Genomic DNA, 24,264 nt, shown 5'->3' on the forward strand with positions numbered 1-24,264 from the left:
CCCGTCTCAGCCTATTTTTTCTTGCTTAATTCATTAGCATACCTTTCCTTTTAAATACCCGTTCCACCTTTTCAGTGTTTCGTTCATTTTCGGATCTTTTTCAATCGAATACAAAGCTGCCAGCAAATGAATATGACCAATATGGTACCTCCAGTTTGCAACATTCGGATAGCCTCCGTCTGTTGTATAATGTGTCAGGTCATATGCTGTACGGTTTCCCAAATCGTATAGTGGAAGCATTCTTTTTAATGAGACGATTCCCCTGTCATACAGCCACTTTGCCTCGCTATTGTGTGTTACTTTGAATAAATCATATAATCCAATTAATGAAAACATAAAACCATTTAAAATGTAACTTGGTGGATTTGTTGGACATTCTTCATAAAATAAATAGTTGTTTTCAAATTTAGTAAGCACACCATTTTTAGTCGAGGGGGTTTTGAAAAGCGTTTTAGCCTTTAAAGCGCATGAACTATACTTCCTGTCCTTTGTCAGAAAAGAGGCCCGGGAGAGAACCGACATCGCCATGCCTAAACCAATAGCTGAATACCAGGGGGCTTTTAGTTTATTAAGTCTGTCCGGGTAGAAGTCATGGTCAAATTGATATGCCCACCCGCCACGGGAATCCTGCTGATCTATAAACCAATCAGCCGTTTTCAGGAATTTGCTTTTATGAGACCCGTCATTGTTTTTTAAATAAAGGCTGTAATGCTGCAATCCATATTGAGCGATGGTGGCTGGGTTAAAGTAAGCACCGTGTGGATACACTGTTTTGGGAATTCCTTCGCGAGTGAACGTCACATTCCAGTTTTCAACCTTATTTTTGTCATAATGCAGGTAATTCCCTGTACTGTCATAATGGTTAATATCCCATACGTTTGCGGTTGTTACGTTCAGGTTTAACGTTTGCTCTTTATCGTTCCATCGTTTTTCCATATTGTACCCTTTTTCTAATAAAGAAATAGGTATGAATAACTCATTGCCTATTTTTTTACCATTTTGTTCAAACTCATCATGCAATGTTACTTTAATAGTATGAATTGATTCAGATTCCAAGGATTACACCCCCCCTATAGTAGCGATTGATAAATTGCAAGCAATCGTTTCTCCATGTTTTCCCACGAATAGAGTTTTTCCATTATATTACGGGCATTTTTGCTCATTTGCTGTAATTTGCTCTTATCCTTGTGCAATGAAAGCAGCGCGTCTGCATAATCTCTAGATGTTGCGTTCTTTTTTTCAATTACATAGCCGCACTGGTGTCTGTTAATGAATTCCTTCATTTCTTTAGAATTATTGACCATTACGGGTATGCCATTATTTAGATAACTGAAAAATTTATTTGGCAATGAATAATCACGGTTAAGAGAAAACGCTGTATCCTCTAAGTCAATCCAGCCAATATCGACATCCGTCATATACATAGGAATGGTATGATAATTGACCCATCCGGTTAATGTTATACGAGATTGAAGGTGTTCAGGTATAGGAGTGGAATTGCCGAACCGGTTTCCCCCGATAATTTTAAAATGAAAATCGACGTTCTTTGAGCAAATGTCTGAAATGCCGATAACCTTTTCCCAGCCGCTTTTTTTGTCATCTATGTTTCCTTCATAGCCGACGGTCAGCCTATCCGAATTAAAATCCTTGGATTCATAGTTTTTTGCAAGTGGGGGAGAGTTATAGATTACATCAACAGGGAGTTGCGGCCGGTGAGATAAATACCAGGATTTAATGGAATCAGAAACAGTAATAACATGATCGACTTCCTTAAGCATTGTTAGCAGTTTTTGTTTCAGATTGGTCCTTCTCTCCTGAGAGTACTTCGGGTCTAGTGGATCGGGTGTCAGTTCATGGCTGTCGTAGATTAATTTGACGTCTTTTCCTTTTCTTTTTTTCATCAGCCGTTTGATGCCTATTCCAGCAAAAAGCGAAAGGTATTCATGCGCATGGTATATATCAGCATTTTCTCTGATAGCAAGTTGGGTCAGCTGGTTATTAAATCCATGGTTTTCCCAGCTATTTTCATCGCTCAAGACATTACTCAATGCCTTTTGGCTGCTTTCGGAATGGTATGTGACTATCTTAATTCCCTCATAGGTAAAAATCTTGCTCTGGAAGCGCTTCGTATAAGGGGTCCCATCAATATCAAATAATTTACCATTTTTTCTCGGAACAATCATGGAGACATGGTAGCCTTTTTTCTGTAAGCTTTTAGCCTCTTTTTTAAAAATCCTTGCATCTGTAAATGGATGATGAGCAACAACCATGCAGACCTTTTTTGGCATATGATTCACCTTTCCTGTAGCTATCTAGCGGTTAAATTTCGTTGCAGGGACGCCAGCAGCTGTCACATTATTTTCTATATCCCTCGTAACGGCAGCGCCGGCGCCAATAATGCTGTTGCGTCCAATGGTCACACCAGGCAGCAGTGATGCGTTATTGCCGATTTTTGCTCCCATTTTAATAAGCGGGCCGTTCAAGGTGAAGCTTTTAGCCCCCATATACTTATCATTGGACATGGACACACATGGGCCGATAAAGACATTGTCCTCCATTGTCGTATCACCTGTAATATAGGCCAGCGTCTGAATGGTGCAGAACTTTCCAATCTTGCTATTTAACTCAACAATAGCCGCTCTTCCAACCACTGATTTATCATCAATCAAAACATTTTCCCGAATGCTTGCGTGATCGCCAATAAATACATTTCTGCCAATTTTGGTCCCGGAGTAGACGGAGGCCAGATGCCCGACTTTGGTGCCGGACTGGATAATTAACTGTCTGTCCTCATTATCGGATTTTCGCATGCGCTGATTGACAGCTGGTCTGATTCCCAAAACACAGTTATTGCCAATGGTGACATCATCACCAATCCATGTACCCCGCAGAATCACCGTGTTATGACCGATAGAAACATTATTCCCAATGACAACATCGTCTTCAATGACAGTATGATTTCCGAGTTGTGCAGTTTCAGGAATAGAAGACAAGTGATTTCCTCCTTTTACTGATCAACTATCGTTTTGATCCGTGTGACAAGCTCATCGGCTCGTTGCTGAATGGTATGTCTTGTGTGGATAAAACGATATCCCTGATCGGTGATTTTTTGTCTGTCTACTTGGTTTACTAAATAATATGCCGCTTTTTCTTGAAAGTTGTGTTCGTTTATCGGAACAAAATGAAAATTGGGGATAAAGCCTAAATCCTCCAGTTCCTTGAAGCTAGATGCCAGCAGGAGTGTTCGGCAGGCAAGTGCTTCAAAGTACTTGATGACAGGGTAGTATAGTATAGATGGGCTGGTGAAAAAGATCTTGGCCCGGTTTAGTTCCTGGGCATATGTTTGGCCAATAAAATACTGGCTTTCCTCTTTATCTGTAAAATCCCGATAACCAGGATGACGGTGATAAACAAAATCGGCATCATTATGATAGGCATTCAGAATCCTTTGCCGCAACGGATAAATGTCATTAACTGCTCCCATCATTAATAGATCGATGTCTTTTTCCATTTTATAGTCGTTATATATGTCGGGGTGGACAAAATGGGGAAGCCACTCCATTTTTCTTTCAAATTCGGGATAAGTTGCTAAAAACTGATCCCGGACGGCAGTGAACACATAAGGAATTTGGTTTTTCTCGATAAAGTTTTTTCGAAGTTTAGTAAGACGGTGGACATCGTTAACAAATAGACCTGCGGGGATATCAATGTGAGCGAGTCCTTTAATCATCGGGGATATTCGATGGTTCATGTCATTTAACAGCAAAATAAAATCCGGGCGAGCCCCAAGCTGTTTTAAAATATAGCTGATATGCCCTGGTTTGCGCCATACGGTCAGATGTACCCGCTTGGCCAGCTCCTGTTCCAGATAATAAAAATTTTTATTCAGATGTCTGGACGTATCTTCGGCAATAAATAGGATATGCATCAAAACTCACCTCTTTGTCTAAAAGTGTCGCAGGACAAAGGCCAAGATTGGCTTTCATTGGTATGATAGTCTACTTCGTTCCTAATCCGGAGACATAGAATGAACTAGTAATTTATTAAAGAGTGAGGAGATATTCTATGAAAGTCGGTGTGATTGGAACGGGGAACATGGGAGAAAATCATGTTCGCACGTATTTATCCATGAATGATCAATGCCAGCTTACTGGTGTATACGATAATGACGAACAAAAAAGGCGTCAGGTTGCTGAGAAATATAACGTTCAACAGTTTCAATCAATCGATGACCTTCTCCAATCAGTCGAGGCAGTGAGTATTGCTGTACCAACTGAATTTCATTATGAGATTGGCTTGGCCTGTATCAGAAATAATGTGCATATGTTAATGGAAAAACCAATAACAAGTACGGTTGCGCAGGCTGACGATTTGATTGATAAAGCCTCAAAAGCAGGTGTTAAACTTCAAGTGGGTCATATTGAGCTTTACAATCCATTCATTCAAATGCTTTTACATTTACTTGCAGATGAATCAATTGTTGGCGTTACCTTTCATCGAATCAGCCCGTCAGGTTCTGGAATCAAAGACGTTGATGTTGTCAAAGATTTAATGATTCATGATATTTATATTCTAAACAAGATGCTAAAGGATGATGGCTCTGAGTTTTGTGCGCTTGGAGAGGTTATAGACGGCACACCTAAACACGCCGTTGCATTTAAAAGATCTTCACAAGGAATTACAGCACAGCTAACGGCAAGCTTTATGTCAAAAAGAAAGGTTAGGAACATGCAAATCCTCACAAAAGATGCTTTTATGGAAGCGGACTTACTGAGTAATACCATCAAAATGACAGGTTCTTTTATTGAAGAGACTAGTAACAATCCAGTACCAGTAACTAAGACGATTCAGTTTGAGGAGTCAATAAAGCCATTACATCCTCAATTGCTGGACTTTATCAGCAGCATTAAATCAGATAAAGATCCCTCCATTACCGGAGAAGACGGCCGCGAAGTACTAATTACTGCTAATCAGATCACGGATGCCATTATTGATCATAATGAGTTATTTTATTAATATCTGTATGCCGGTAAGGTAATGAATATTTTTAAATAAGGTAAATCGGAATAAAAATAGCAGGGAAATGTGCAATAACATTTCCCTGCTATTTATTTTGTTAGTGAGGTGTTGGTAATGAGAGCCACCCAATCAGTCTAGGTACGGTTGAAAGGTAGCTCATTGGGATTATGAATGCCCGAACCTGTCCAGGTAACGGTTGAAAGGTCACTCATTGGTGTTATGAGCGCCCGAATTGTGCCAGGTAACGGTTGAAAGGTCACTCATCGGTGTTATGAGCGCCCGAATTGTGCCAGGTAACGGTTGAAAGGTCACTCATTGGTGTTATGAATGCCCGAATTGTGCCGGGTAACGGTTGAAAGGTCACTCATCCGTGTTATGAATGCCCGAACCGTGCCGGATAACGGTTGAAAGGTCACTCATTATGAGCGCCCGAATCTGGCCGGATAACAAGTGAAAAGTCCTTCACTAGGGATATGAGTGCCTCCTTGTATGTTTACGCTGCTGATTGCATTGATTTTCCTATTAGGTAAACTGTTCCATTCTGGTAGTAGCAATCATTTGGAAGTCAGTCTAGAATAATACCCCGGCCTTTTTGGTCCGGGGTATTCTATGCCATATATTCAGGCGGAAGTGATTTGAAACTTGAGTGTTATGCTGCTGCGGGGAAACGGACGAAGTTGATGGCGTCAATGGATAGATACAGATTTGTATTTTCTCCATAGCCGCTATTAACTTCTATAACAAGAACCAAGTCCGTTGTTACGGTTGAGAGAATTCCTTCGATCAAGTTGTTATCGGTTGCTACTTCAACCTGTGAACCGACACGATTGGCCATTTCAGCTGCAAACGTATCCTGAAACATTTGAATTCCTCCTTTATAATTCACTGACCAGTTCAATTTTCGGAATACGAACAAGTGCCTGCGATCCATCGGCCTCAATCAAGACGATATAGTCATTTTTTACGGCAAGCAATGTCCCGGATACCGGGCCAAAAGGAGTGGTAACCTCTACTTGTTCGTTGACTAAATTCATTAATACTTCTCTAACTGTTGAAGGCCCTTGGGGTGGTGCAGGTTCAGTTGGTGTATCTGTTCCGCTTCCTGTACCGACGTCAACATTTACTCCTGCATTAAAGTCAAAACGTGGCAGATCAACGGAGAGATTACTATTTACACTGCTGGTATCATTAATCAAATTTTGGGATAACTGATTGACCAGGTTCAATAGATTTCGCTGGCGATTTGTCAAATCAGCCATTTCCTAATCATTCCTTTCTTTAGGGTTTTGAGTGGTCCCCCGGCAGGAACGTGCCAGGAAACCAAGTTTTACCTTCTTCCGGGGTGGGGGTGTTTTGGTGGTTCTAGTTAGGTTCTATGCTGCTTTGTTTGACTGCCTCCATCACCCCGGAGTTTTACATTACAGGATATCCAGACTGGCTACGATAGCAGCAAGAACTTGGAATAATAGCTGGATGTTAATTGCTATATCGGTATCTGTCGTGGTAATCTGAATATCTTTTGATTGTTCGACAATGGTTTTTTGGTGATTGGCTTGCCGTGTTCCTATTACTTGCTTAATGTCTTGCGTAATGCCTTTTGACTCACCATCACCTATGGCAATATTGATAACTGCTGCAATTGCAGCTTCAATACCAAGCTGCAAGGAAATAGCTGCTTGCCTGTCAGTGGTTGTTACATCGATGTTTTCGGAATCTTTAATGATAATCCATTCATTGGATACTTGCTGATTGGAAGCAACTTGTTCTGCTTCTTGGTTAGCAGTTGCGTCATTCGGCTCATTTTGATGGTCATGACAATGATCAAGTGCACGCCATCTCTTTGTTTCGGTTGTATGACTCACGGTTTCTCCAACTCCTTCCATTGGGATTTTATAAAATGTCGACCATGACAACTAATACCAGCAGCAGCTGCAGCAATACTTGAATATTGACTGCTAGATCCGTATCTCTCGTTGTTACGGTAGCGTCTTTGGTATTATAAATGAATATTTTTTGTTTATTTATTTGATCGGCGTTAAAGGACTGGATAAGATCCTGTGATACTGCTTCACTTCGATCTGTATTTCCAATCGCAATATTCAGGACAAGTGTTATCGCTAACTGCAAACTTGCCTGAAGTGAAACCCCGACTTGTGTGTCTGTGGAATCAACGGTGATATTGCACGATTCCTTTACCCAGATCATTTCAGCCGATTCCTGGTCCATAAAGGAATACTGATCTCCATCTTGTGATACTGCTTCGTTGGTATTGTGGTCAGCCTCGATTATTTCGTATTGATGATGATCCCGAGCCATTTTTTCTCTGCAGCTGTGACATTCATTGGAGGTGGAAGGTACATTAGCTCCACAACTATGACAATGATGTTTCTTGTGTCTGTATTTATCCCTTAGATAAAAGTATTTACTTTTACCGCTATAGGGATTGAAAGCTTCGAAACTTCTGGATGCTGACATCTTAACACTCCTTTCTTTTGTTAATAGTACTCTATGGTCTTTCCTATTAATCAGATTGTACACATTGACTAGATTACCGTATTTTGGTGAAATTAAAGAAAACACCTATGAAATAGGTGTTTTCTTTAATAGACTCTTATTCATTTGTTGTATTCGTACCTTTTTCACCATTATTAAACTGATCCACTTGTACTTTTAAGTCCTCAACCATTTCTTTGAGCATTTGTTTTTGTTCGCTCGATATATTTTTGCCTATTTCATCAGGTTTGACATTGTGTTTTCGGAATACCTCATCAATCATGACGTTGACAACCTGATCAGGGATTGCCTGATGCTTGGATGAATTATTATCCATACTCCTCGTCACCCACTTTCTTCATGTTTTGGTTTATACTATGGTAAAGAGCATATTTTGACTGTATAGTTGTCTTAGTTTATGGGAGTGAAAATTTGTCGGGAAAAAAGGTGGGGGACTGCTTGTAAGTCTTTAGAAAAATAAAAAAGCACAGTCTAATAACTGTACCTGCTTGGATTTCTGAGTAAATTTTAAAACGGAGGAGGTGGGATTCGAACCCACGCGGCGCTTACACGCCCTAACGCATTTCGAGTGCGTCCCCTTCAGCCGGGCTTGGGTACTCCTCCAGATGGTGCTGGTGAGAGGACTCGAACCTCCGACCTGTTCATTACGAGTGAACCGCGCTACCAACTGTGCCACACCAGCATGAGGCATGCAATTTTTAATTCCACTTAAAAATAATAATACATTTTGTTTATGGATTCAATGGATTTGTTTCAAATTATTAATGTTAAATTTTTCAAAACATGTGCTGAAGCATAAAGCAATACTGGCAGCTCAGCCTGTCCAGGCAGTTCTTTATGCTTAAATTGATTTGCGCAGGGGAATGGTAGAAGTGGAGGTGATTTCATGACGGTGGAAGGTTATATAAGGATAATATTGGCCGTTATTGTGTTGGTTGTCATGTTGGTCATCCTTTTCCGTTTTCGTGGCGGAAAAAACACCAGAAGGAAAGGATCACTGGAAATAATGAGAAAGCGTTATGAAAAAGGTGAAATCACGAAAGAGGAATATGAAAATGCCAAAGAAAGGCAGGGAAAGCATTAGAAATATTGTCACTTGCCAAAGGTATTCCGGCAAGTGACAAAAAATGATTATCTGCTTTCCTGAATCAGGTTTTTTATTTCCTCTGTTTCTCCCTTATGAAACAGGTCAACAATCCTGCTTCCAATAATCACACCATCACAATGGGAAGCCAGCTCACGTGCCTGTTCTGGAGTAGATACACCAAAACCAGCGAGGACAGGTGTATCTGTCATTTGTTTGAGGTTCTCTAAATAGGCTTTAACGGTACTTTCATGGGTCGCTCTGGCGCCGGTTGTCCCCTTAACCGAAACGGCATAAAGAAATCCTTCTGTTCGCCTGGCGATTTCAGCTAGCCGATCATCCGGGCTAGTCATGGCAGCAAGGTGGATCGATGAAATCGAATGTTCCTGTAAGTAATCCATGATGACTGGCTCTTCCTCCAAGGGCAGATCAGGGATTATAACACCAGTTACACCCGCGTTAGCACTGTCGGTCGCAAATTTCTCCACACCATACGTGTAAATGGGATTAAAATAGGTCATCAGAATAACAGGAATCGACCGTTTTTCTTTAAAACTTGCTAATCTTTCCAGTACGCTTTTAAGTGTTGTTCCATTTTCCCTGGATCGTTTTCCGGCATTCTGAATGGTTGGGCCATCTGCAACAGGATCAGAAAAAGGGATGCCGAGTTCGACAGCCGCTGCCCCGCATTCCTGTAAAAAGGTGAGTCGTTCTTCAAGTATATCCAATCCACCATCGCCAGCCATAATGTATGGGACAATAATGTTTTCACCTGCTGCGCGTTTTGCCTGTAAAGCTTCCGCTAGTTTGTTATTACTCATTTGCATTCCCTCCCGAGTACATCCTGAACTGATTCAACGTCTTTATCGCCGCGGCCAGATAAGCAAATAACCATGGATTCGGATGGTAGCATTGCTTTCGCCAATTTGGCCGCATAAGCTACTGCGTGGGCGCTTTCTAAAGCCGGTATAATTCCTTCTGTACGTGATAGCAGTTTGAATGCGTCGATTGCTTCCTGATCTGTTACCGATGTATAGGTGACACGATTTATGTCGTGTAAGTGGCTGTGCTCAGGGCCGACACCGGGATAATCGAGACCTGCCGAAATGGAGGTGGCTTCTTCAATCTGGCCATGTTCATCCTGTAGCAAATGGGTCATAGTTCCGTGCAGGACACCTGTGCTTCCGGCAGTCAGGGTGGCGGCATGCTGATTTGTTTCGACACCGCTTCCACCTGCTTCCACGCCATAAAGCGTGACATGCTCATCCTGGATAAATGGGTGGAACATCCCCATAGCGTTACTGCCGCCGCCAACAGAGGCGACAACAGCATCTGGCAGTTCACCTGTTTTCTCCTGGTACTGTCTCTTCGTTTCCTTACCAATTACGGATTGAAAATCACGCACAATTTTCGGAAACGGGTGTGGTCCCACAACCGAACCGATAATATAATGGGTATCGGTCACATTGCTAACCCAATAACGCAGTGCTTCGTTGACCGCATCTTTTAATGTTCCGCTTCCATGTTCTACACTACGCACTTCTGCACCGAGCAATTCCATCCGGAAAACATTCAATTTTTGCCGGCGGATATCTTCTTCCCCCATGAACACAATACACTCAAGTCCGAGCAGTGCACAAACCGTAGCAGTCGCAACACCGTGCTGGCCTGCACCAGTCTCGGCGACGACTTTCTTTTTACCCATTCGGCAAGTAAGCAAGGCTTGGCCAATGGTATTGTTGATTTTATGGGCGCCGGTATGGTTCAGATCCTCCCGTTTAAGATAAATGGAAGGACCACCCAGATCTTTGGACAAGTTCGCTGCGTGAAAGAGCGGTGTTTCCCGTCCGACATAGGTTTCCAAATAATAGTTCAATTCTGATTGGAAGTCCGGGTCTTTCATTGCCGCTTCGTAATATTCCTCTAATTCCAGCAGTGCCGGCATCAGTAACTCCGGTACAAATCTGCCGCCAAAATTTCCATATCTTCCTTTTTTATCGGGAAATGTGTAGGTTGTCATTTCAATCATCCTTTCATCTTTGCATTGGTAATAAATTGGCGTATCTTTTCTGGGTCTTTTTTGCCATCGGTCTCCACACCACTTGATACATCGACACCGCCGGGATTCGTAATGGCGATCGCTGACTGGACATTGGCTGGGTTCAGCCCACCAGCCAATATAATTTGCTGCCGATGGGAGGTGTCTCTCAGCTGATTCCAGTCGAATGAAGTTCCATTACCCCCGCGATTGGGACCGGTTGAACTGTCGGTCAGGCAGTACGTGCATGGATAGGACTCCAATTCCGCGGTGCCTTCCCCGGTCATTGGAAAGGCCTTGATGACCGGGTAGGACAGCTGTTCGGCAAAGGCGGAGGATTCATCACCATGAAGCTGGATGTAGTCTAATCCGACTTTCCCTGCGATCTTTGCGATGGTATCGGTTGATTCGTTTACAAACACACCAACTTTTTTAACGGACGAAGGGAGGGCAGCACTTATTCCGGCTGCTTTTTCCGGTGTAATCTGCCGTTTGCTTGGTGCAAAAACAAAACCGATAAAGTCAGTGCCCGCTTGGATGGCCACTTGTGCACCTTCCATGGTAGTAATCCCACAAATTTTAACGAGCATTTGGGAATCCTCCTTCTTTCAAAGGAACTTTTAGTGAGCTGATCAGTGCAGTCACATCACTGGAACGCATTAATGTCTCCCCGACAAGGATGCCATGTGCACCATTTTTGCTCGCCTGAGAAGCGTCCTCACAAGTCTGCATGCCGCTTTCGCTGATCAGGACTGTGTCTGGGTCACTCACCATGGCTGCTAAGTGCCGGGTGGTGGACAGGTCGACCTTGAATGTTTTCAGGTCCCGGTTATTGATACCGATGATAGCCGCTCCTATATCGATCGCTGTTTCCATCTCACGTTCGTTGTGCACTTCACACAGTACCTCGAGTCCTTGGTCGGATGCATATTGATACAGATCTTTCAATTTGGCCGCGGACATGGCAGCAGCAATTAATAAAATAATCGATGCGCCTGCAGCCTTGGCACGATCAATCTGAACTTCATCCAGGAAAAAATCTTTGCAGAGAATTGGCAGATCCACCGCCTTCTGAACTGCCTGCAAATCATCCATCGATCCATTGAAAAAAGTTTCGTCTGTCAGAACAGATATGGCATCGGCTCCGCTTGCTTCATACAACTTCGCCTGTTTCACGGGGTCAACCATCATAGCTATTTTCCCTTTGGAGGGGGAGGACCGTTTGATTTCTGCGATGACATTCATATGCTCTGCGTTGCGGAAAGACTGCACCGCTTTAACCGCAGGCTTTGATTCATTCATGCTATTATTGAACGACTGTTCTTTCAGCAGTGCAATTTCTTTTTCTTTTTCACGGAGAATCCGGTCTAAAATAGTCATGTTATATCACCTCACTTGATACCTTTTTGCTGTAATCGGTCAGCCGCTCGAGTTTTTCCATGGCGGCTCCGCTGTCAATGCTTTCTTCAGCTACTCTGATGCCATCCCGAATGGATTCAGCAGTGCCATTCGCGAACAGTCCAAGTCCTGCATTGAAAAGGACGGTATCGCGGTGGGCGCCGTGTTTTCCGCTCAAGACGTCCACTAAGATGCGGGCATTGTCTTTGGCATTGCCGCCTTTGATTGCATCATTGTCATATACCGGTAAATTCACTTCATCCGGGTTAAGTGTAAAGGAGGTGACGCTGCCTTCCTCAAGCAGCGCGATATGGTTCTCACCTGCGAGAGAACCTTCGTCCATATGTCCCGCACCATTGATAACAAGTGCCCGCTTTCGTCCCAGCTGGTGCAATGTTTGTGCAAGCAGTGGGAGTATATCTCGCCGATAGACCCCAAGTAGCTGGGTGTCAAGGGCGACCGGATTTGTAAGAGGTCCAATCAGATTGAATATGGTCGGGATACCTATGTTTTTTCGGACGCTCATAAACCGCTTCATGGCGGGGTGTACATTTGGCGCAAACAGAAATGCAATATTGTTTTCCGTAAGCATCTTCTCGACATGTTCTTTAGTGAAGGATAAGGAAACGCCCAAGTGCTCCAGCACATCCGCGCTTCCCGTTCGACTTGAGATGCTGCGGTTGCCGTGTTTGGCGACAGTGGCTCCTGCGCCGGCCAGGACAAATGCGGCTGTTGTGCTGATATTGAAACTGTGGGAACCATCACCACCTGTGCCGCAATTATCCATAGCGGAAATTGGTATGTCGGTTGTCTGGGCGGATTGTGAACGAATAATTTCGGCAAGGCCGGCGATTTCCTCAGGTGTTTCTCCTTTGACCCGTAAAGCAGTCAGGAATGAGGCGAGTTCACTTTCGGTAGTCTGCTCGGAAAAAGATGTTGCCGCCGCTTGTTTCATTTCTTCCAATGTCAGGCTTTCCCGGTTCATCAGTTTTTCAAGATAACTTTTCATAATAAGACTCCTTTCCGATTTCTTCTAAAAAGTTATGAATCATTTTTCTGCCAGTGGCTGTGCCTATAGACTCAGGATGAAACTGTATTCCATAGACAGGGTATTGCCGGTGTTTAATGGCCATTATTTCGTTATCCTCAAGCGATGAAGCAACAACTTTTAGTTCATTCGGCAGTGTTGTCCGGTCAATTACCAGCGAGTGATACCGCATGACGTCAAGCGGTTGCGGGAGGTAACTGAATAGCCCGTGTCCATTGTGTGTAATCAATGATGTTTTACCATGTTTAATGGTCTTTGCTTCCGTGATTGAGGCGCCCAATGCACTGGCAATAATCTGGTGACCCAGGCAAATTCCAAGAATCGGAATTGTTTTGTGAAAGGACTTAACAATCTCCGGACAGATACCAGCTTTCTCCGGCGTTCCGGGACCGGGTGACAGGATGATTGCCTCTGGGTTTAATTCCGAAATACGATTAATAGTAAGTTCGTCATTTCGGATAACTTTCACCTCAATTCCTTTGCTTGCAACGTACTGATAGATGTTGTACGTAAATGAATCATAATTATCGATGAGTAACATCATCATTTGTCACCTCCATTAATGATTTTGCTTTGTGCAATGTTTCGTTGTATTCCGCCTCTGGATCTGAATCGTATACAACACCTGCACCTGCTTGTAAGTAGGCATGATTATTCTTCACAACGAGCGATCGAATGGTCAGTGCAATGTTCAAGTCGTAATTGAAATTGATATAGCCAACACCGCCACCATAGGCACCACGCTTTACACCTTCTAATTCATTAATGATTTGCATGGCACGAATTTTTGGTGCACCAGAAACGGTTCCAGCAGGCAAACAGGCGATTAACGCGTCAATACTCGAAAATTGATTATCTAATTTGCCGTGTACTTCAGACACCATGTGCATCACGTGCTGATATTTTTCTACTTCCATATAAGCTGGAACTGAAACACTATTAACTTCACATACACGACCAAGGTCATTTCGGCTTAAATCAACTAACATTCGGTGTTCTGAAATTTCCTTTTCATCTGCAAGAAGTTCACTGGCGAATGCTTCATCTGCACCTTTTGTTTTACCACGAGGGCGTGTACCAGCAATCGGATTTGCGATAATGTCCTGACCCGTCGTTTTAAGCAGGCTTTCCGGCGATGCACCTAACAGTAAATAGTCGTCAAAGTCGATATAAAACATATAGGGGGATGGATTTTCCTTCCGCAGTTTCCGATAAAAATCAAAAGGATCACTTGTTAATGAAGCTTGCATACGCTGCGATAAAACAACCTGGTAGATATCACCCTGCTTAATATGTTCTTTTGCTATTTCCACATTTCGCATAAAGTGCTGTTTATCCATTTCTGGCTTGAATTGAATACTTTCGTCCATTGCCGGATCTTCTGTTGGAATGGAATTTAATGCCTTTTTCATATCTGCTAGCCGTTCGTCTAATATATGTTCAGGCTGTTGGTCCAGGTTTGTTGCAACAAGGTAAACCGATTCATCACGATGGTCAAAAACAATGATATTTTTATAAAGCATGAAATGAACATCAGGCATGCCTATATCATCAGGTAACTCATCACCAATCGTTTCATAGGAACGGATAGCATCGTATCCAATATACCCTACAGCTCCTCCAAAAAAAGGAAAAGGGAGGTCGAAGTCTAATTTAGGAAACTCTTCTTGTAAGACCGATAAAACAGGTTCGCTTCGTTTTTCTACAGTTACTTTTTCACGGCTTAAAATGGTTGTTACATCTTGGCTGCCGACGAATTCCTGGTAGGGGTTAGCCCCGATAAAGGAATACTTACCTTTTTCCGCATGTTGAAACGAACTTTCCAGTAAAAACTTTTTCGTACCTTGAAGGTTTTTGTATATTCCAATGGGTGTCAGTGTGTCAGCGTTTTGTTTGATGTACTTGAAGGGCAGTGTTTTTGTTTTCATTAGTTAAAGACTCCTTTCACATAAAGCGGTTGTTCACACATAAGTAAAGGCTGTTTTCGTAAACATTGTCGTTATCTGGCCCGCAACCCGTATACACGTGCTCGTCGTGTTGCAAGCTTTTTCGGTGAAGCTAACACTCCTCGCAACTCGTAGCTTACTCGGTGGAAGTTTCGCTCGTCGCTTTCCGCGGGCTCGCGCCAAGCCTCCTCGTTCGCAAAAACCGCTCACTGTGGGGTCTTGGTCTGTCTCGCTGTCCCGCTGGAGTCTACGTGTATACGGGCTTCTTTGTGCGAAGCTTTAATTAAAACTTATTCAAAAAGCAACACTCTTGTAGAAAACAGCCCCAATAAAAAAATCCTCTAAAAACACATGGGGAATGTGTTTTTAGAGGACGATTGTGACCGCGGTGCCACCTCTTTTGGAGATAACGATATACCTCCATCTCGTTCAGATACGGGAATGCAAAGCGATGTTGCCAGGTGCGCTTTTCATCCGATATCTTATCCGTATAACGGCGGATCTCCGTGTTTCCGTACTGTCATTCAGGAAACCTCTCGCAAGTCCATTCAGCAATTATCCGCGTACCGGCTTCTCACCGCCGCCGGCTCTCTGGAACGCTTCAAGAAAGCTTACTTCTCTTGCTCAGCGATTTTATGTATTCGGTTGTTGATCATGAAAATAAAAAAAGGGCTCCCCATCCTTCTAAAAGGACAGGAAACCCGTGGTGCCACCTTTGTTAGCTGTATAACAGCTCACTCCGACCATACGAAACATGGATATGTTTCATATGCGACCCGTGTAACGATGGGATCACGTCGCCGGAGCCTACTGCAAAAATCGGTTCGGTCCGGAAGCTCGGAAGTCCATTCGCCTGCCTTATCCACCGGTTCACACCAGCCACCGGCTCTCTTCTGAATAACAACAGGTTACTTCTCTTCGTCAACGCTTCATTTTTAAAAATGTTTGATAACTATCATAAGCGTGTTTTTACCATTTGTCAAGATACTTTTGTATAGAAGGTTTTATCGAATCCACGGCCAAGCCGGCATTTTAGCTGCGTGAATTAATTTTTCCTGTATTAAACAAGCCTTTATATGCTATTTTAGATATATACATTTGCAAAGGGGTTCTGAGAATGCCGAAAAAAACGGTTGGAATTATTTTTGGCGGGAAATCTGCTGAACATGAAGTTTCACTGCAATCGGCGAAAAACATAGTCGATGCGATTGATAAAGATAAATATGATGTTGTTCTGATTGGGATTGATAAGCAGGGGAAGTGGCATATAAACGACCAGTCCTCGTATTTGATCAATGCCGAAGACCCGAAATCTATCCGGCTGAACAAATCGGACGAGATGGTTGCTATGGTACCCGGACAGAAAGACCATCAGCTGATTCGCGCTGCAGATGCCGGTGTGATGAATCAGCTTGATGCTGTGTTTCCGATCGTTCATGGAACACTGGGCGAGGATGGCAGTCTGCAGGGCATGATGCGCCTTGCTAATCTCCCATTTGTTGGTACAGGTGTATTGGGGTCAGCGGTCTGCATGGATAAAGATATTGCCAAACGGCTGCTCCAGGCTGCCGGGCTGAATGTTGCAAAAGGACTCACTTATTCACGAGCGGAAAAGCAGCATATTGATTTCGATAAGGCCAAGGCGGAATTAGGTGTGCCGATGTTCATTAAACCTGCAAACCAGGGGTCTTCCGTTGGTGTAAGCAAGGTATCCATACGGGAAGCGTTTGAGAAGGCTATTTCTGAAGCATTTCAATATGATCAGAAAGTGGTGATTGAAGAAGCATTGAGCGGGCGAGAAATTGAATGTGCGGTGCTGGGCAATGAAGACCCGCAAGCATCGTTACCAGGGGAAATATTGCCGCGTACAGAATTTTACTCATATGAATCCAAATATATTGACGAATCCGGTGCCAGACTTGAAATGCCGGCTGATCTGTCAGATGAAGCGACAGAGAAAGTACGAAAGGCGGCGGTAGATGCATTTCGGATCCTTGAATGTGAAGGGCTTGCCCGGGTAGACTTCTTCCTGACAGAAGATGGAGACGTATATGTGAATGAAGTCAACACACTGCCCGGGTTTACACGCATCAGCATGTATCCGAAACTGTGGGAGCTTAGCGGTGTAACGTATCCGGAACTAATCGACCGACTGATTGAGTTGGCAATCGACCGGCATCAGCGCAGTAGTACATTAAAAAGTGCCGTTTGGGATGACTAAATACGTAATGGTGAGAGGCTGCTCCTGGTGAGAACAGCCTCTTTTCTATAACGTCAGAACGTATAAATTATGGATGACCTTATAAGCGAAACCTCGGCATTCGCTAAAAGGCTAGGCCTGAGTTTTTCTAATGAGATAAGAAAGTATAAAATTTAGGTCATTACATACCTGATATTACAGAGCTAGACACGTCCAGCTCCAGCGCCCAGCGACTAGTGCGACTTCCTTCACCTCCTTACGATAAGTCAATATCGATTCGCTTACGCTCATCGTGTTTCCTTTATCTCATACGGCTCAGTCCAGTCCATACGTCGCTAACCGGGCGCTTGCGCTTTTGTTCTGGTTACCCATGAAATGTCGTGAATTTATCTGCAGCTGGTATGCGTTCTTTTTTGGCGGGTGCCTGGTCAAAGTAGCCGAGGTGCAGGAAACCGACGATTTTTTCATCTTCCCCGATGTTGAGAATGTCTTTAACATTTGGATCATAAATATGGGGGTTGGTTTTCCAGACGACGCCAAGTTTATGTTCCCAGGCAAGCAGCCAGAAGTTTTGAATCATGCATGCGGCCGCCCCGAAGTTTTCGTCCCATTGCTTTTGACTGGCGGGTTCCTCCATGACAACAATCAGAAATGCATTTGGCTCACGGAGATACGCTCGGCGATTTTCCTGCCGTTCCTCTGGGTACGTGGCGGCAACTTTGTCAGCAAAGCTTTCCTTTTGCTCCGGGCCAACGAATATAAACCGCCATGGCTGACGAATACCATGTGTGGGTGCCCAGACTGCATCTTCCAGCAGTTTTTTTATAGTTTCCTCGGTAACCGGTTTATCGCTATAGCCCTTTTTGACAGCGCGCCGATCGCGGATGGTTTGCTGCAGTGCTGTGGGCAGCTTTATTTTCTCCAAATCGTCACCCTCCTGAATTTATATAGTACATATGCTTTAAATTGATAGCCATTTTCAATTAGATTGTAGCCCATAAAACAGGAAAAGGCAAAAATTGCTTGTTCATTGAAATTGTGCTTGATTTGTGAAAAGAATCACGCAATAATGGAAGGTACATACATAGAGAAATAAATAGGTGAACACATGTATTTTTGTGAATGATTTCACAAAAGGAGGAAGAAAAATGAAAGCGTTTCTAAGGCGGAAGGGGATTTCACTGTCAGTACGGGAGTATGTGGTCACGGCGCTAAGCTATATGGCACTGGGTTTATTCTCGTCACTAATTATTGGATTGATCATTCAAACGGTCGGGGAGCAGGCTGTGGAACTTGGATTTCAGCGGCTGGACTTTTTGATTGAGATGGGCAGCTATGCAATGGGAACGAAGATCATGGGTGGTGCCATTGGTGTTGCGATTGCCTATGGTTTAAAGGCTCCACCGCTTGTTTTGTTTTCGGCACTATTCGCTGGGGCGTTTGGTGCGGAATTGGGTGGACCGGCAGGGAGTTACGTAACAGCTCTATTTGCAACAGAATTTGGTAAAGCTGTTTATAAAACGACGCGTGTCGATATAATCGTCACACCGTTTGTCACGATACTGGCCGGGTTTACGGTCGGTACGTTTATAGGGCCGCCAATCAATACGTTCATGGTATGGTTTGGCGAAATTATCAACTGGTCTACCGCACAGCAGCCGTTTATCATGGGGATTTTGGTCGCAGTGCTGATGGGGTGGGCTTTGACGGCTCCTATATCCAGTCTGGCCATCGCCATTATGCTTTCCATTGACGGGCTGGCTGCTGGAGCGGCAACGGTGGGGTGTGCTGCGCAAATGGTTGGGTTTGCAGCAGCCAGTTACCGTGAAAATGGGGTTGGCGGACTGCTGGCACAAGGGATTGGAACGTCGATGCTGCAAATTGGTAACGTGCTGCGGAATCCAATCATCATTATCCCGCCGACTGTTGCTGGAGCAGTTCTTGCCCCTTTTGCAATCGTCTGGCTTCAGCTTAAAAACAATGACCTTGGTGCCGGAATGGGTACGAGCGGTCTTGTGGGGCAGATTATGACATTTGAATCCATGGGCTTTTCTTGGGACATTTTTTGGGCCATGGTGGTGCTGCATGTCGCTGCCCCGGCGATTATCAGTCTAGTGATAGCGGAATGGTTTCGGAAAAAAGGCTGGATCAAACCGGGTGACATGCTGATCGATTATGAGTGAAGTTGACTTTAGGTACAGTTCCCTGGGGCGCGGCGGCAAATATTTTTTGTTATACTGAAAACAAATTTGGAATAAACATGGAAAGGATGATGGACGGATGGACCAATTTATGGAGCGAGCAGTGGAATTGGCTGCCGACAACGTTCGTAATGGCGGCGAACCGTTTGGTGCAGTGTTGGTGAAAAACGGTAACAAGGTGACAGAAGGAGTAAATGAGCTGCATAAACGCTTCGATATTACAGCACATGCTGAAATTCAAGCGATGCGAAAAGCGCAGAAAATGATGCATTCCCATGTGCTGAAAGGTTACACGATGTATGCCAGCGGTGAGCCGTGCCCGATGTGTCTGACGGCGATGTATTATGCCGGAATTGATCAAATCTATTATTGCGCTTCATCGGAGGATGCTGTTGATGCCGGATTGGGAAAAGCAGAGACTGTTTACGAAGAGCTGAAAAAACCAAAAAGTGAGCGCCGGATGGAATTGATCCATATGCCTCTGCAGAATGGACAGGAAGATCCTATGCAATTATGGAAAGAGCATACCGATTAAAGGGAGAACGTAAAGGAGCATCCTGATGAACAGATTCATGCAAACGGCATTGCAGCAGACGGGTGATAATTCATCTGTCAAGCAGGCGAAACGGGTGGCGGGCGGATCCATCAATGAAAGTTATTTTGTGGAAACAGAAGAACAGCAATATTTTATAAAATATCATACAGATCCCCCGGCACGTTTCTTTGAACTGGAAGCCAAGGGCCTGGACCTGATCAGACAGACGGATTCCATCGCTGTACCAGAGGTTTATGCATATTCGGATGAAAAAGATGCCGCATTTCTCGTCATGGAATGGGTCGAAGGAGAACGTGCCCACAATACACAATGGAAACTGGGAGACCGTATTGCCCACATGCATCAGGCGTTTGGTGATAATCATGGATTTGCATATGATACATTCATCGGTACACTGCCGCAGCCAAACGGTTTATTTTCCAACTGGCTGGATTATTACCGGGAACGGCGGCTGAAAGCACAGTTGACGTTAGGAGTTGACCGGGGCTGTATAACCGGGAAACGGCGCGAACGGCTGGAACGATTGCTAATGAACCTGGAGAAATGGGTTCCGGCGAATGTGGAGCCTTCCTATTTGCATGGAGATCTGTGGGGTGGCAATTGGCTTGCCGGGTCAGGCGGGGACCCATATGTCATTGATCCTTCATTCCTGTACGGGGACCGGCACTTTGAATTGGCTTTCACCGAATTGTTCGGCGGCTATTCCGGCGATTTCTACAGGGCGTATTGGGACCGGTTTCCGCTATCACCGGATTATGCGGATGTTAAACCACTATATCAGTTATATTATTTACTCGTTCATCTGAATATCTTCGGTGAGGCATATGGATCTTCTGTTGATGCGATTTTGAAAAGGTATTGTGGTTGACCGGGGTGACACAATTTTGTCATAAAGGGAGCTGGAATTGTGCTGCATGTCACAAATGCTCCCTGCCATTAATCGTGTATGATGGGGGTACATGATGGGATTGGTGGGGTGAACGATGACATTTTATGAGCTGCTTGTCTTTATACACGTCTTTTCGGCAATATTAGGAATGGGGCCCGGCTTTGTGATGATTTACATAGTGACGAAAGCGGAGACCATGACTGAACTGCGGCATGCGTATGTTATTCGGAACCGCCTGCATATTTTTGTGATGGTTGGCGGAACATTACTATTGATTTCGGGACTGTGGATGGGCTTTTTAAACCCATATCTCTTTGAAAAAGGCTGGTATGTGACAAGTCTGACACTGTATCTCATCGCACTGGGGTTGGGGCCTGCCATGCTGTCACCAAAGTCTAAGCCGGTGAAGAAGCTGCTTAACGAGCACCAGGGAGATGACATACCATCCGTCTATTATACACTTTCCAGGAAACTATTTTTCTATGAACGACTGGAAAATATACTGTTTTTAATTATTATTGCGCTAATGATTTTGAAGCCATTCTAATTGCCTGCCACGAGCAATATAAAAAGAAAAGTGGGGACATCGCCGTATGGATGTCCCCGCTGTTTGTGTTTTAAAGAGTTTTTTTCAATGCGCCCGCCTGTGTTAAGTTTCTCCCAAATATTCTTCCAGTGTAATCCCCTGTTCCATGATTGCTGCTGCGGCTTTTTTCCCTACGTACCGTAAATGCCATGGTTCATACTGGTATTTCGTAATTGCTCGTTTTCCTTCCGGGTAACGAATGATGAATCCGTATTCGGCGGCGTGTTTCTTAATCCATTTGCCTTCATCTGTCTGACCGAATTCTATGATTAACTGATAATCCACGTCCGGACTGGTGATATCCATTGTCAGGCCGGTCTGGTGCTCACTTTCTCCCGGTCTTGCACTGAATTTATTGGCTGCCTCTTCACCATTCTTTCGAACATTGGAGGCGAAAATCGCGTCCTGTCTTTCAAAGGACCGGTAGCCTGATTGGGCAAACAGTTCAAGTCCGGCGCTATCGGCGGCTTTGAACATATCCTCCAGTGCGCTGGCGGCCACTTCCCTCATTTGTTTTTTCGGTAAAAACTCTTCAAACGGAAAGCGTACATCCGGTACGGTAAGGTTACGAGGGACAAATTCACTTGGCAGTCGGTTTTCTTTATTAACAAGTGCCAGGATGTCATGCGGGTTGTCAATAGTTTCCGGGCTGTTGTCCGGTTTATCGAGAACCGATCCGGCCTTTACTGCTGTACCTTCCTTTAGTATCTTCTGCAGTGCTTTTCGGGTTGCTTCATTATACACACCGGTAGCAGTCAGTGATTCCTGCTGCAGCTGAAAATCGGTAATTGCCCATGTTGTAGCATCATTATAAGTTCCATTCGTACTAATGGAGTATCCGGCTTTCTGTAGTGCTTCCTGCAAGGCTGTGACTTCTCGGCCCTGATCCGTTTTTTGGAGTTCGTTTTGCGGCAGTTGAATACTGTCATCTTCCGGGGCCTCTTTTTGCTGATTTTCTTTTTTGTCTGCTGGTACATGTTCTGCCGTTTCTTGGCTTTCCGGGTTATCGTTGCTGCAGGCTGTGGCCGCAAGTGTGAAGGAAAGCAGCATAAAAACAGCGGTCAGGCTTTTTTGGAACATCCTTTTCTCTCCCTGTTGTCTTTTAACTTTTTCTAAACTCCATCTTAACACTGCACAATTGCACTGGTCTATGCCAAATCATGCCTGCTGGTCGATAGACATGCTTCAGCCTCTAGCAACGGTGTTTGGTCGTTCATTACCTCGATGATTGACCGAATGATGGTTCTATCGCTATGTTTGGTCGTTCATCACCCCGATGAGTGACCAAAAGACGGCTCTATCACTGTGTTCAGTCGTTCATCACTCCAATGAGTGACCGAATAACGGTTCTTCCTCTGTGTTAAGGAATTCATCACCTTAATACAGTTTGATATTAAAAAACGCTTGGATAAATGATATCTCTCCAAGCGTTTTTGTTTACTAAATCAATATACTATTTGTTGCTGCACCTTAATTCTTTGCCTCTGCTTCAAACAGCCGGCAAATTTCAATGATGACATTTGCTGCTTTTTCCATATTGTCGGCTGAAATATACTCATATTTTCCATGGTAATTTTCGCCGCCAGTAAAAATGTTCGGTGTTGGCAGTCCTTTATAAGAAAGCTGTGATCCATCTGTGCCGCCGCGGACCGGTTTTATTTCCGGGTTAATTTGAACGTTTTCCATCGCCTGGTAAGCTATATCGACGATGCCTTTAACAGGTTCAATTTTTTCACGCATGTTGTAGTATTGATCCTTTAGATCAATTTCGGCGGTGCCTTCCCCGTATGCCGCATTGATTTCATAGGTGAACTTGCTCATCGTTTCTTTACGCGCCTCGAAATTATCTTTGTCAAAGTCACGGATGATATAGGTCAACTGCGTCTTTTCAACATCTCCATTGACGGATATCAGGTGATAAAAACCTTCATATTTTTCTGTATGTTCGGGTGCCTCTTGTGCAGGCAGTTTACTAATAAATTCAGCAGCGATTTTTCCGGAATTGACCATTTTGTCTTTGGCAGTGCCAGGGTGAACACTGTTGCCGTTAATCGTTACTTTGGCGGCGGCAGCGTTGAAACTTTCGTACTGCAATTCGCCTAATGGACCGCCATCCACGGTGTAGGCGTATTTGGCCTGGAACCGGTCTACATCGAACTTATGTGGGCCGCGGCCGATTTCTTCATCAGGAGTGAAGGCTATCCGAATGGTTCCGTGTTTGATCTCAGGGTGATTGATTAAGTAGTCCATTGCGGTCATAATTTCCGCAATGCCTGCCTTGTCATCCGCCCCAAGCAGTGTTGTTCCGTCTGTTGTGATCAATGTATGGCCTTTATATTCAGGCAGTTCCGGGAATTCTTCGGCCGATAATACGACACCCTTTTCTTCGTTTAGTACGATGTCTTCCCCGTCGTAATTTTCCACAATCTGCGGGTTTACATGTTTGCCAGTAAAATCAGTTGCTGTATCAAGGTGGGCGAGAAAGCCGATAACTGGGACATCTTTTTCGGTATTGGCTGGCAGTGTAGCCATCAGGTAGCCATTATCATCGACAGATACATCATGCATACCGATGGATTTCAGTTCATCGGCGAGCTGTTTGGCCAGTTCAATTTGGCCGGGTGTGGACGGGGTTTTTTCGCTGGACTCGTCGGACTGGGTATCGACAGTAACATAATTAGTGAATCGTTCAATCAATTTCTTTTTCATATTATTCAGCTCCTTTCTTTCTATATTATCACTTTATTTTACAGAAGGGGAAGGATAAGCAGGGGTCTGTTCACAG

The 24,264-nt window shown here is 44.1% G+C and carries 26 protein-coding genes, 2 tRNA genes and 2 other annotated features; of the genes, 7 read left to right on the plus strand and 21 right to left on the minus strand.

The features are described from left to right. Positions 1-33: 33 nt before the first annotated feature. Genes ACFSUO_RS03295 through ACFSUO_RS03310 form a run of 4 tightly spaced genes read right to left on the minus strand, consistent with a single transcriptional unit; the run spans position 34 to position 3,928 of the window. Positions 34-1,056 carry a D-glucuronyl C5-epimerase family protein gene (locus ACFSUO_RS03295; protein ID WP_382391061.1) on the minus strand — a complete coding sequence of 341 codons (1,023 nt, stop codon included), beginning with the start codon at positions 1,054-1,056 and terminating at the stop codon, positions 34-36. Positions 1,057-1,070: 14 nt separating this feature from the next. Further along, a complete protein-coding gene (locus tag ACFSUO_RS03300) occupies positions 1,071-2,288 on the minus strand; it encodes a glycosyltransferase family 4 protein (protein WP_382391063.1) in 1,218 nt (405 codons plus the stop codon). Between the two features lie 24 nt (positions 2,289-2,312). Beyond that, positions 2,313-2,993, minus strand: coding sequence for an acyltransferase (locus tag ACFSUO_RS03305; RefSeq protein WP_382391065.1), 681 nt, complete (start codon positions 2,991-2,993; stop codon positions 2,313-2,315). A 14-nt stretch (positions 2,994-3,007) separates the two neighbouring features. Then, the gene (locus ACFSUO_RS03310) at positions 3,008-3,928 is read right to left on the minus strand and encodes a glycosyltransferase (RefSeq protein ID WP_382391067.1); all 921 of its coding nucleotides are present in this window, start codon (positions 3,926-3,928) and stop codon (positions 3,008-3,010) included. A 137-nt stretch (positions 3,929-4,065) separates the two neighbouring features. On the opposite strand from ACFSUO_RS03310, the gene ACFSUO_RS03315 reads away from it, so the two are divergent. After that, the gene (locus tag ACFSUO_RS03315; RefSeq protein WP_382391069.1) at positions 4,066-5,016 is read left to right on the plus strand and encodes a Gfo/Idh/MocA family protein; all 951 of its coding nucleotides are present in this window, start codon (positions 4,066-4,068) and stop codon (positions 5,014-5,016) included. Positions 5,017-5,668: 652 nt separating this feature from the next. Here ACFSUO_RS03315 and ACFSUO_RS03320 read toward each other — a convergent pair. The 7 genes from ACFSUO_RS03320 to ACFSUO_RS03350 form a co-directional block, all read right to left on the minus strand. Continuing rightward, the gene (locus tag ACFSUO_RS03320; RefSeq protein ID WP_382391071.1) at positions 5,669-5,881 is read right to left on the minus strand and encodes a hypothetical protein; all 213 of its coding nucleotides are present in this window, start codon (positions 5,879-5,881) and stop codon (positions 5,669-5,671) included. 13 nt (positions 5,882-5,894) lie between these two features. Beyond that, positions 5,895-6,269, minus strand: a complete 375-nt coding sequence (locus tag ACFSUO_RS03325) for a DUF2642 domain-containing protein (protein ID WP_382391073.1) — start codon at positions 6,267-6,269, stop codon at positions 5,895-5,897. A 168-nt stretch (positions 6,270-6,437) separates the two neighbouring features. Next, positions 6,438-6,881 carry a spore coat protein gene (locus ACFSUO_RS03330; RefSeq protein WP_382391075.1) on the minus strand — a complete coding sequence of 148 codons (444 nt, stop codon included), beginning with the start codon at positions 6,879-6,881 and terminating at the stop codon, positions 6,438-6,440. Positions 6,882-6,909: 28 nt separating this feature from the next. Next, complete coding sequence (locus ACFSUO_RS03335; RefSeq protein ID WP_382391077.1) at positions 6,910-7,335, minus strand: spore coat protein; 426 nt, start codon at positions 7,333-7,335, stop codon at positions 6,910-6,912. Between the two features lie 295 nt (positions 7,336-7,630). Further along, a complete protein-coding gene (locus ACFSUO_RS03340; protein WP_382391079.1) occupies positions 7,631-7,849 on the minus strand; it encodes a spore coat protein in 219 nt (72 codons plus the stop codon). A gap of 197 nt (positions 7,850-8,046) precedes the next feature. Beyond that, positions 8,047-8,136 (minus strand) — tRNA-Ser (locus ACFSUO_RS03345). Between the two features lie 3 nt (positions 8,137-8,139). Further along, positions 8,140-8,215 (minus strand) — tRNA-Thr (locus ACFSUO_RS03350). A gap of 204 nt (positions 8,216-8,419) precedes the next feature. On the opposite strand from ACFSUO_RS03350, the gene ACFSUO_RS03355 reads away from it, so the two are divergent. After that, the gene (locus ACFSUO_RS03355; RefSeq protein WP_382391081.1) at positions 8,420-8,617 is read left to right on the plus strand and encodes an SHOCT domain-containing protein; all 198 of its coding nucleotides are present in this window, start codon (positions 8,420-8,422) and stop codon (positions 8,615-8,617) included. A 47-nt stretch (positions 8,618-8,664) separates the two neighbouring features. On the opposite strand, the gene trpA is transcribed toward ACFSUO_RS03355, so the two are convergent. The 7 genes from trpA to trpE are packed head-to-tail and all read right to left on the minus strand — an operon-like array spanning position 8,665 to position 15,029. Further along, complete coding sequence (trpA, locus tag ACFSUO_RS03360) at positions 8,665-9,438, minus strand: tryptophan synthase subunit alpha (RefSeq protein WP_382391083.1); 774 nt, start codon at positions 9,436-9,438, stop codon at positions 8,665-8,667. Further along, a complete protein-coding gene (gene trpB, locus ACFSUO_RS03365) occupies positions 9,435-10,637 on the minus strand; it encodes a tryptophan synthase subunit beta (protein WP_382391085.1) in 1,203 nt (400 codons plus the stop codon). The genes trpA and trpB overlap by 4 nt, the downstream gene beginning before the upstream one ends. 5 nt (positions 10,638-10,642) lie before the next feature. Further along, on the minus strand, positions 10,643-11,245 hold the full coding sequence (locus ACFSUO_RS03370; RefSeq protein ID WP_382391087.1) for a phosphoribosylanthranilate isomerase: 603 nt from the start codon (positions 11,243-11,245) through the stop codon (positions 10,643-10,645). Beyond that, a complete protein-coding gene (trpC, locus tag ACFSUO_RS03375; RefSeq protein WP_382391089.1) occupies positions 11,235-12,035 on the minus strand; it encodes an indole-3-glycerol phosphate synthase TrpC in 801 nt (266 codons plus the stop codon). The genes ACFSUO_RS03370 and trpC overlap by 11 nt, the downstream gene beginning before the upstream one ends. 1 nt (position 12,036) lies before the next feature. Then, positions 12,037-13,062 (minus strand): anthranilate phosphoribosyltransferase, encoded by a 1,026-nt coding sequence (trpD, locus tag ACFSUO_RS03380; RefSeq protein WP_382391091.1) that lies wholly within the window; start codon positions 13,060-13,062, stop codon positions 12,037-12,039. Beyond that, positions 13,046-13,645 (minus strand): anthranilate synthase component II, encoded by a 600-nt coding sequence (locus tag ACFSUO_RS03385; RefSeq protein WP_382391093.1) that lies wholly within the window; start codon positions 13,643-13,645, stop codon positions 13,046-13,048. The genes trpD and ACFSUO_RS03385 overlap by 17 nt, the downstream gene beginning before the upstream one ends. Then, positions 13,626-15,029 carry an anthranilate synthase component I gene (gene trpE, locus ACFSUO_RS03390; RefSeq protein ID WP_382391095.1) on the minus strand — a complete coding sequence of 468 codons (1,404 nt, stop codon included), beginning with the start codon at positions 15,027-15,029 and terminating at the stop codon, positions 13,626-13,628. Before trpE ends, ACFSUO_RS03385 begins: the two co-directional genes overlap by 20 nt. A gap of 384 nt (positions 15,030-15,413) precedes the next feature. Beyond that, positions 15,414-15,684, minus strand: a binding site (T-box leader). Between the two features lie 48 nt (positions 15,685-15,732). Then, positions 15,733-15,981: a binding site (T-box leader), on the minus strand. A gap of 183 nt (positions 15,982-16,164) precedes the next feature. Between trpE and ddlA the strand changes: the two genes are divergently transcribed. Then, positions 16,165-17,268 carry a D-alanine--D-alanine ligase gene (gene ddlA / locus ACFSUO_RS03395; protein ID WP_382391097.1) on the plus strand — a complete coding sequence of 368 codons (1,104 nt, stop codon included), beginning with the start codon at positions 16,165-16,167 and terminating at the stop codon, positions 17,266-17,268. Between the two features lie 343 nt (positions 17,269-17,611). Here ddlA and ACFSUO_RS03400 read toward each other — a convergent pair whose 3' ends face one another. Then, entirely contained in the window at positions 17,612-18,172 is a 561-nt protein-coding gene (locus ACFSUO_RS03400; protein WP_382391099.1) for a nitroreductase family protein, read from the minus strand. A 223-nt stretch (positions 18,173-18,395) separates the two neighbouring features. Between ACFSUO_RS03400 and ACFSUO_RS03405 the strand changes: the two genes are divergently transcribed. From ACFSUO_RS03405 to ACFSUO_RS03420, 4 genes are all read left to right on the plus strand, one after another. After that, complete coding sequence (locus ACFSUO_RS03405) at positions 18,396-19,430, plus strand: PTS transporter subunit IIC (RefSeq protein ID WP_382391101.1); 1,035 nt, start codon at positions 18,396-18,398, stop codon at positions 19,428-19,430. A gap of 97 nt (positions 19,431-19,527) precedes the next feature. Beyond that, positions 19,528-19,983 (plus strand): nucleoside deaminase, encoded by a 456-nt coding sequence (locus ACFSUO_RS03410; protein WP_382391103.1) that lies wholly within the window; start codon positions 19,528-19,530, stop codon positions 19,981-19,983. A 25-nt stretch (positions 19,984-20,008) separates the two neighbouring features. Beyond that, positions 20,009-20,872, plus strand: coding sequence for a fructosamine kinase family protein (locus ACFSUO_RS03415; RefSeq protein ID WP_382391105.1), 864 nt, complete (start codon positions 20,009-20,011; stop codon positions 20,870-20,872). A 115-nt stretch (positions 20,873-20,987) separates the two neighbouring features. Continuing rightward, entirely contained in the window at positions 20,988-21,440 is a 453-nt protein-coding gene (locus ACFSUO_RS03420; protein ID WP_382391107.1) for a DUF2269 family protein, read from the plus strand. 102 nt (positions 21,441-21,542) lie between these two features. On the opposite strand, the gene ACFSUO_RS03425 is transcribed toward ACFSUO_RS03420, so the two are convergent. Next, positions 21,543-22,559 (minus strand): D-alanyl-D-alanine carboxypeptidase family protein, encoded by a 1,017-nt coding sequence (locus ACFSUO_RS03425; RefSeq protein ID WP_382391109.1) that lies wholly within the window; start codon positions 22,557-22,559, stop codon positions 21,543-21,545. 390 nt (positions 22,560-22,949) lie between these two features. Further along, positions 22,950-24,188 (minus strand): peptidase T, encoded by a 1,239-nt coding sequence (gene pepT / locus ACFSUO_RS03430; protein ID WP_382391111.1) that lies wholly within the window; start codon positions 24,186-24,188, stop codon positions 22,950-22,952. Positions 24,189-24,264 lie beyond the last annotated feature (76 nt).

The sequence above is a fragment of the Lentibacillus juripiscarius genome, assembly GCF_042685205.1.
Taxonomy (GTDB): Bacteria; Bacillota; Bacilli; order Bacillales; family Amphibacillaceae; genus Lentibacillus; species Lentibacillus juripiscarius.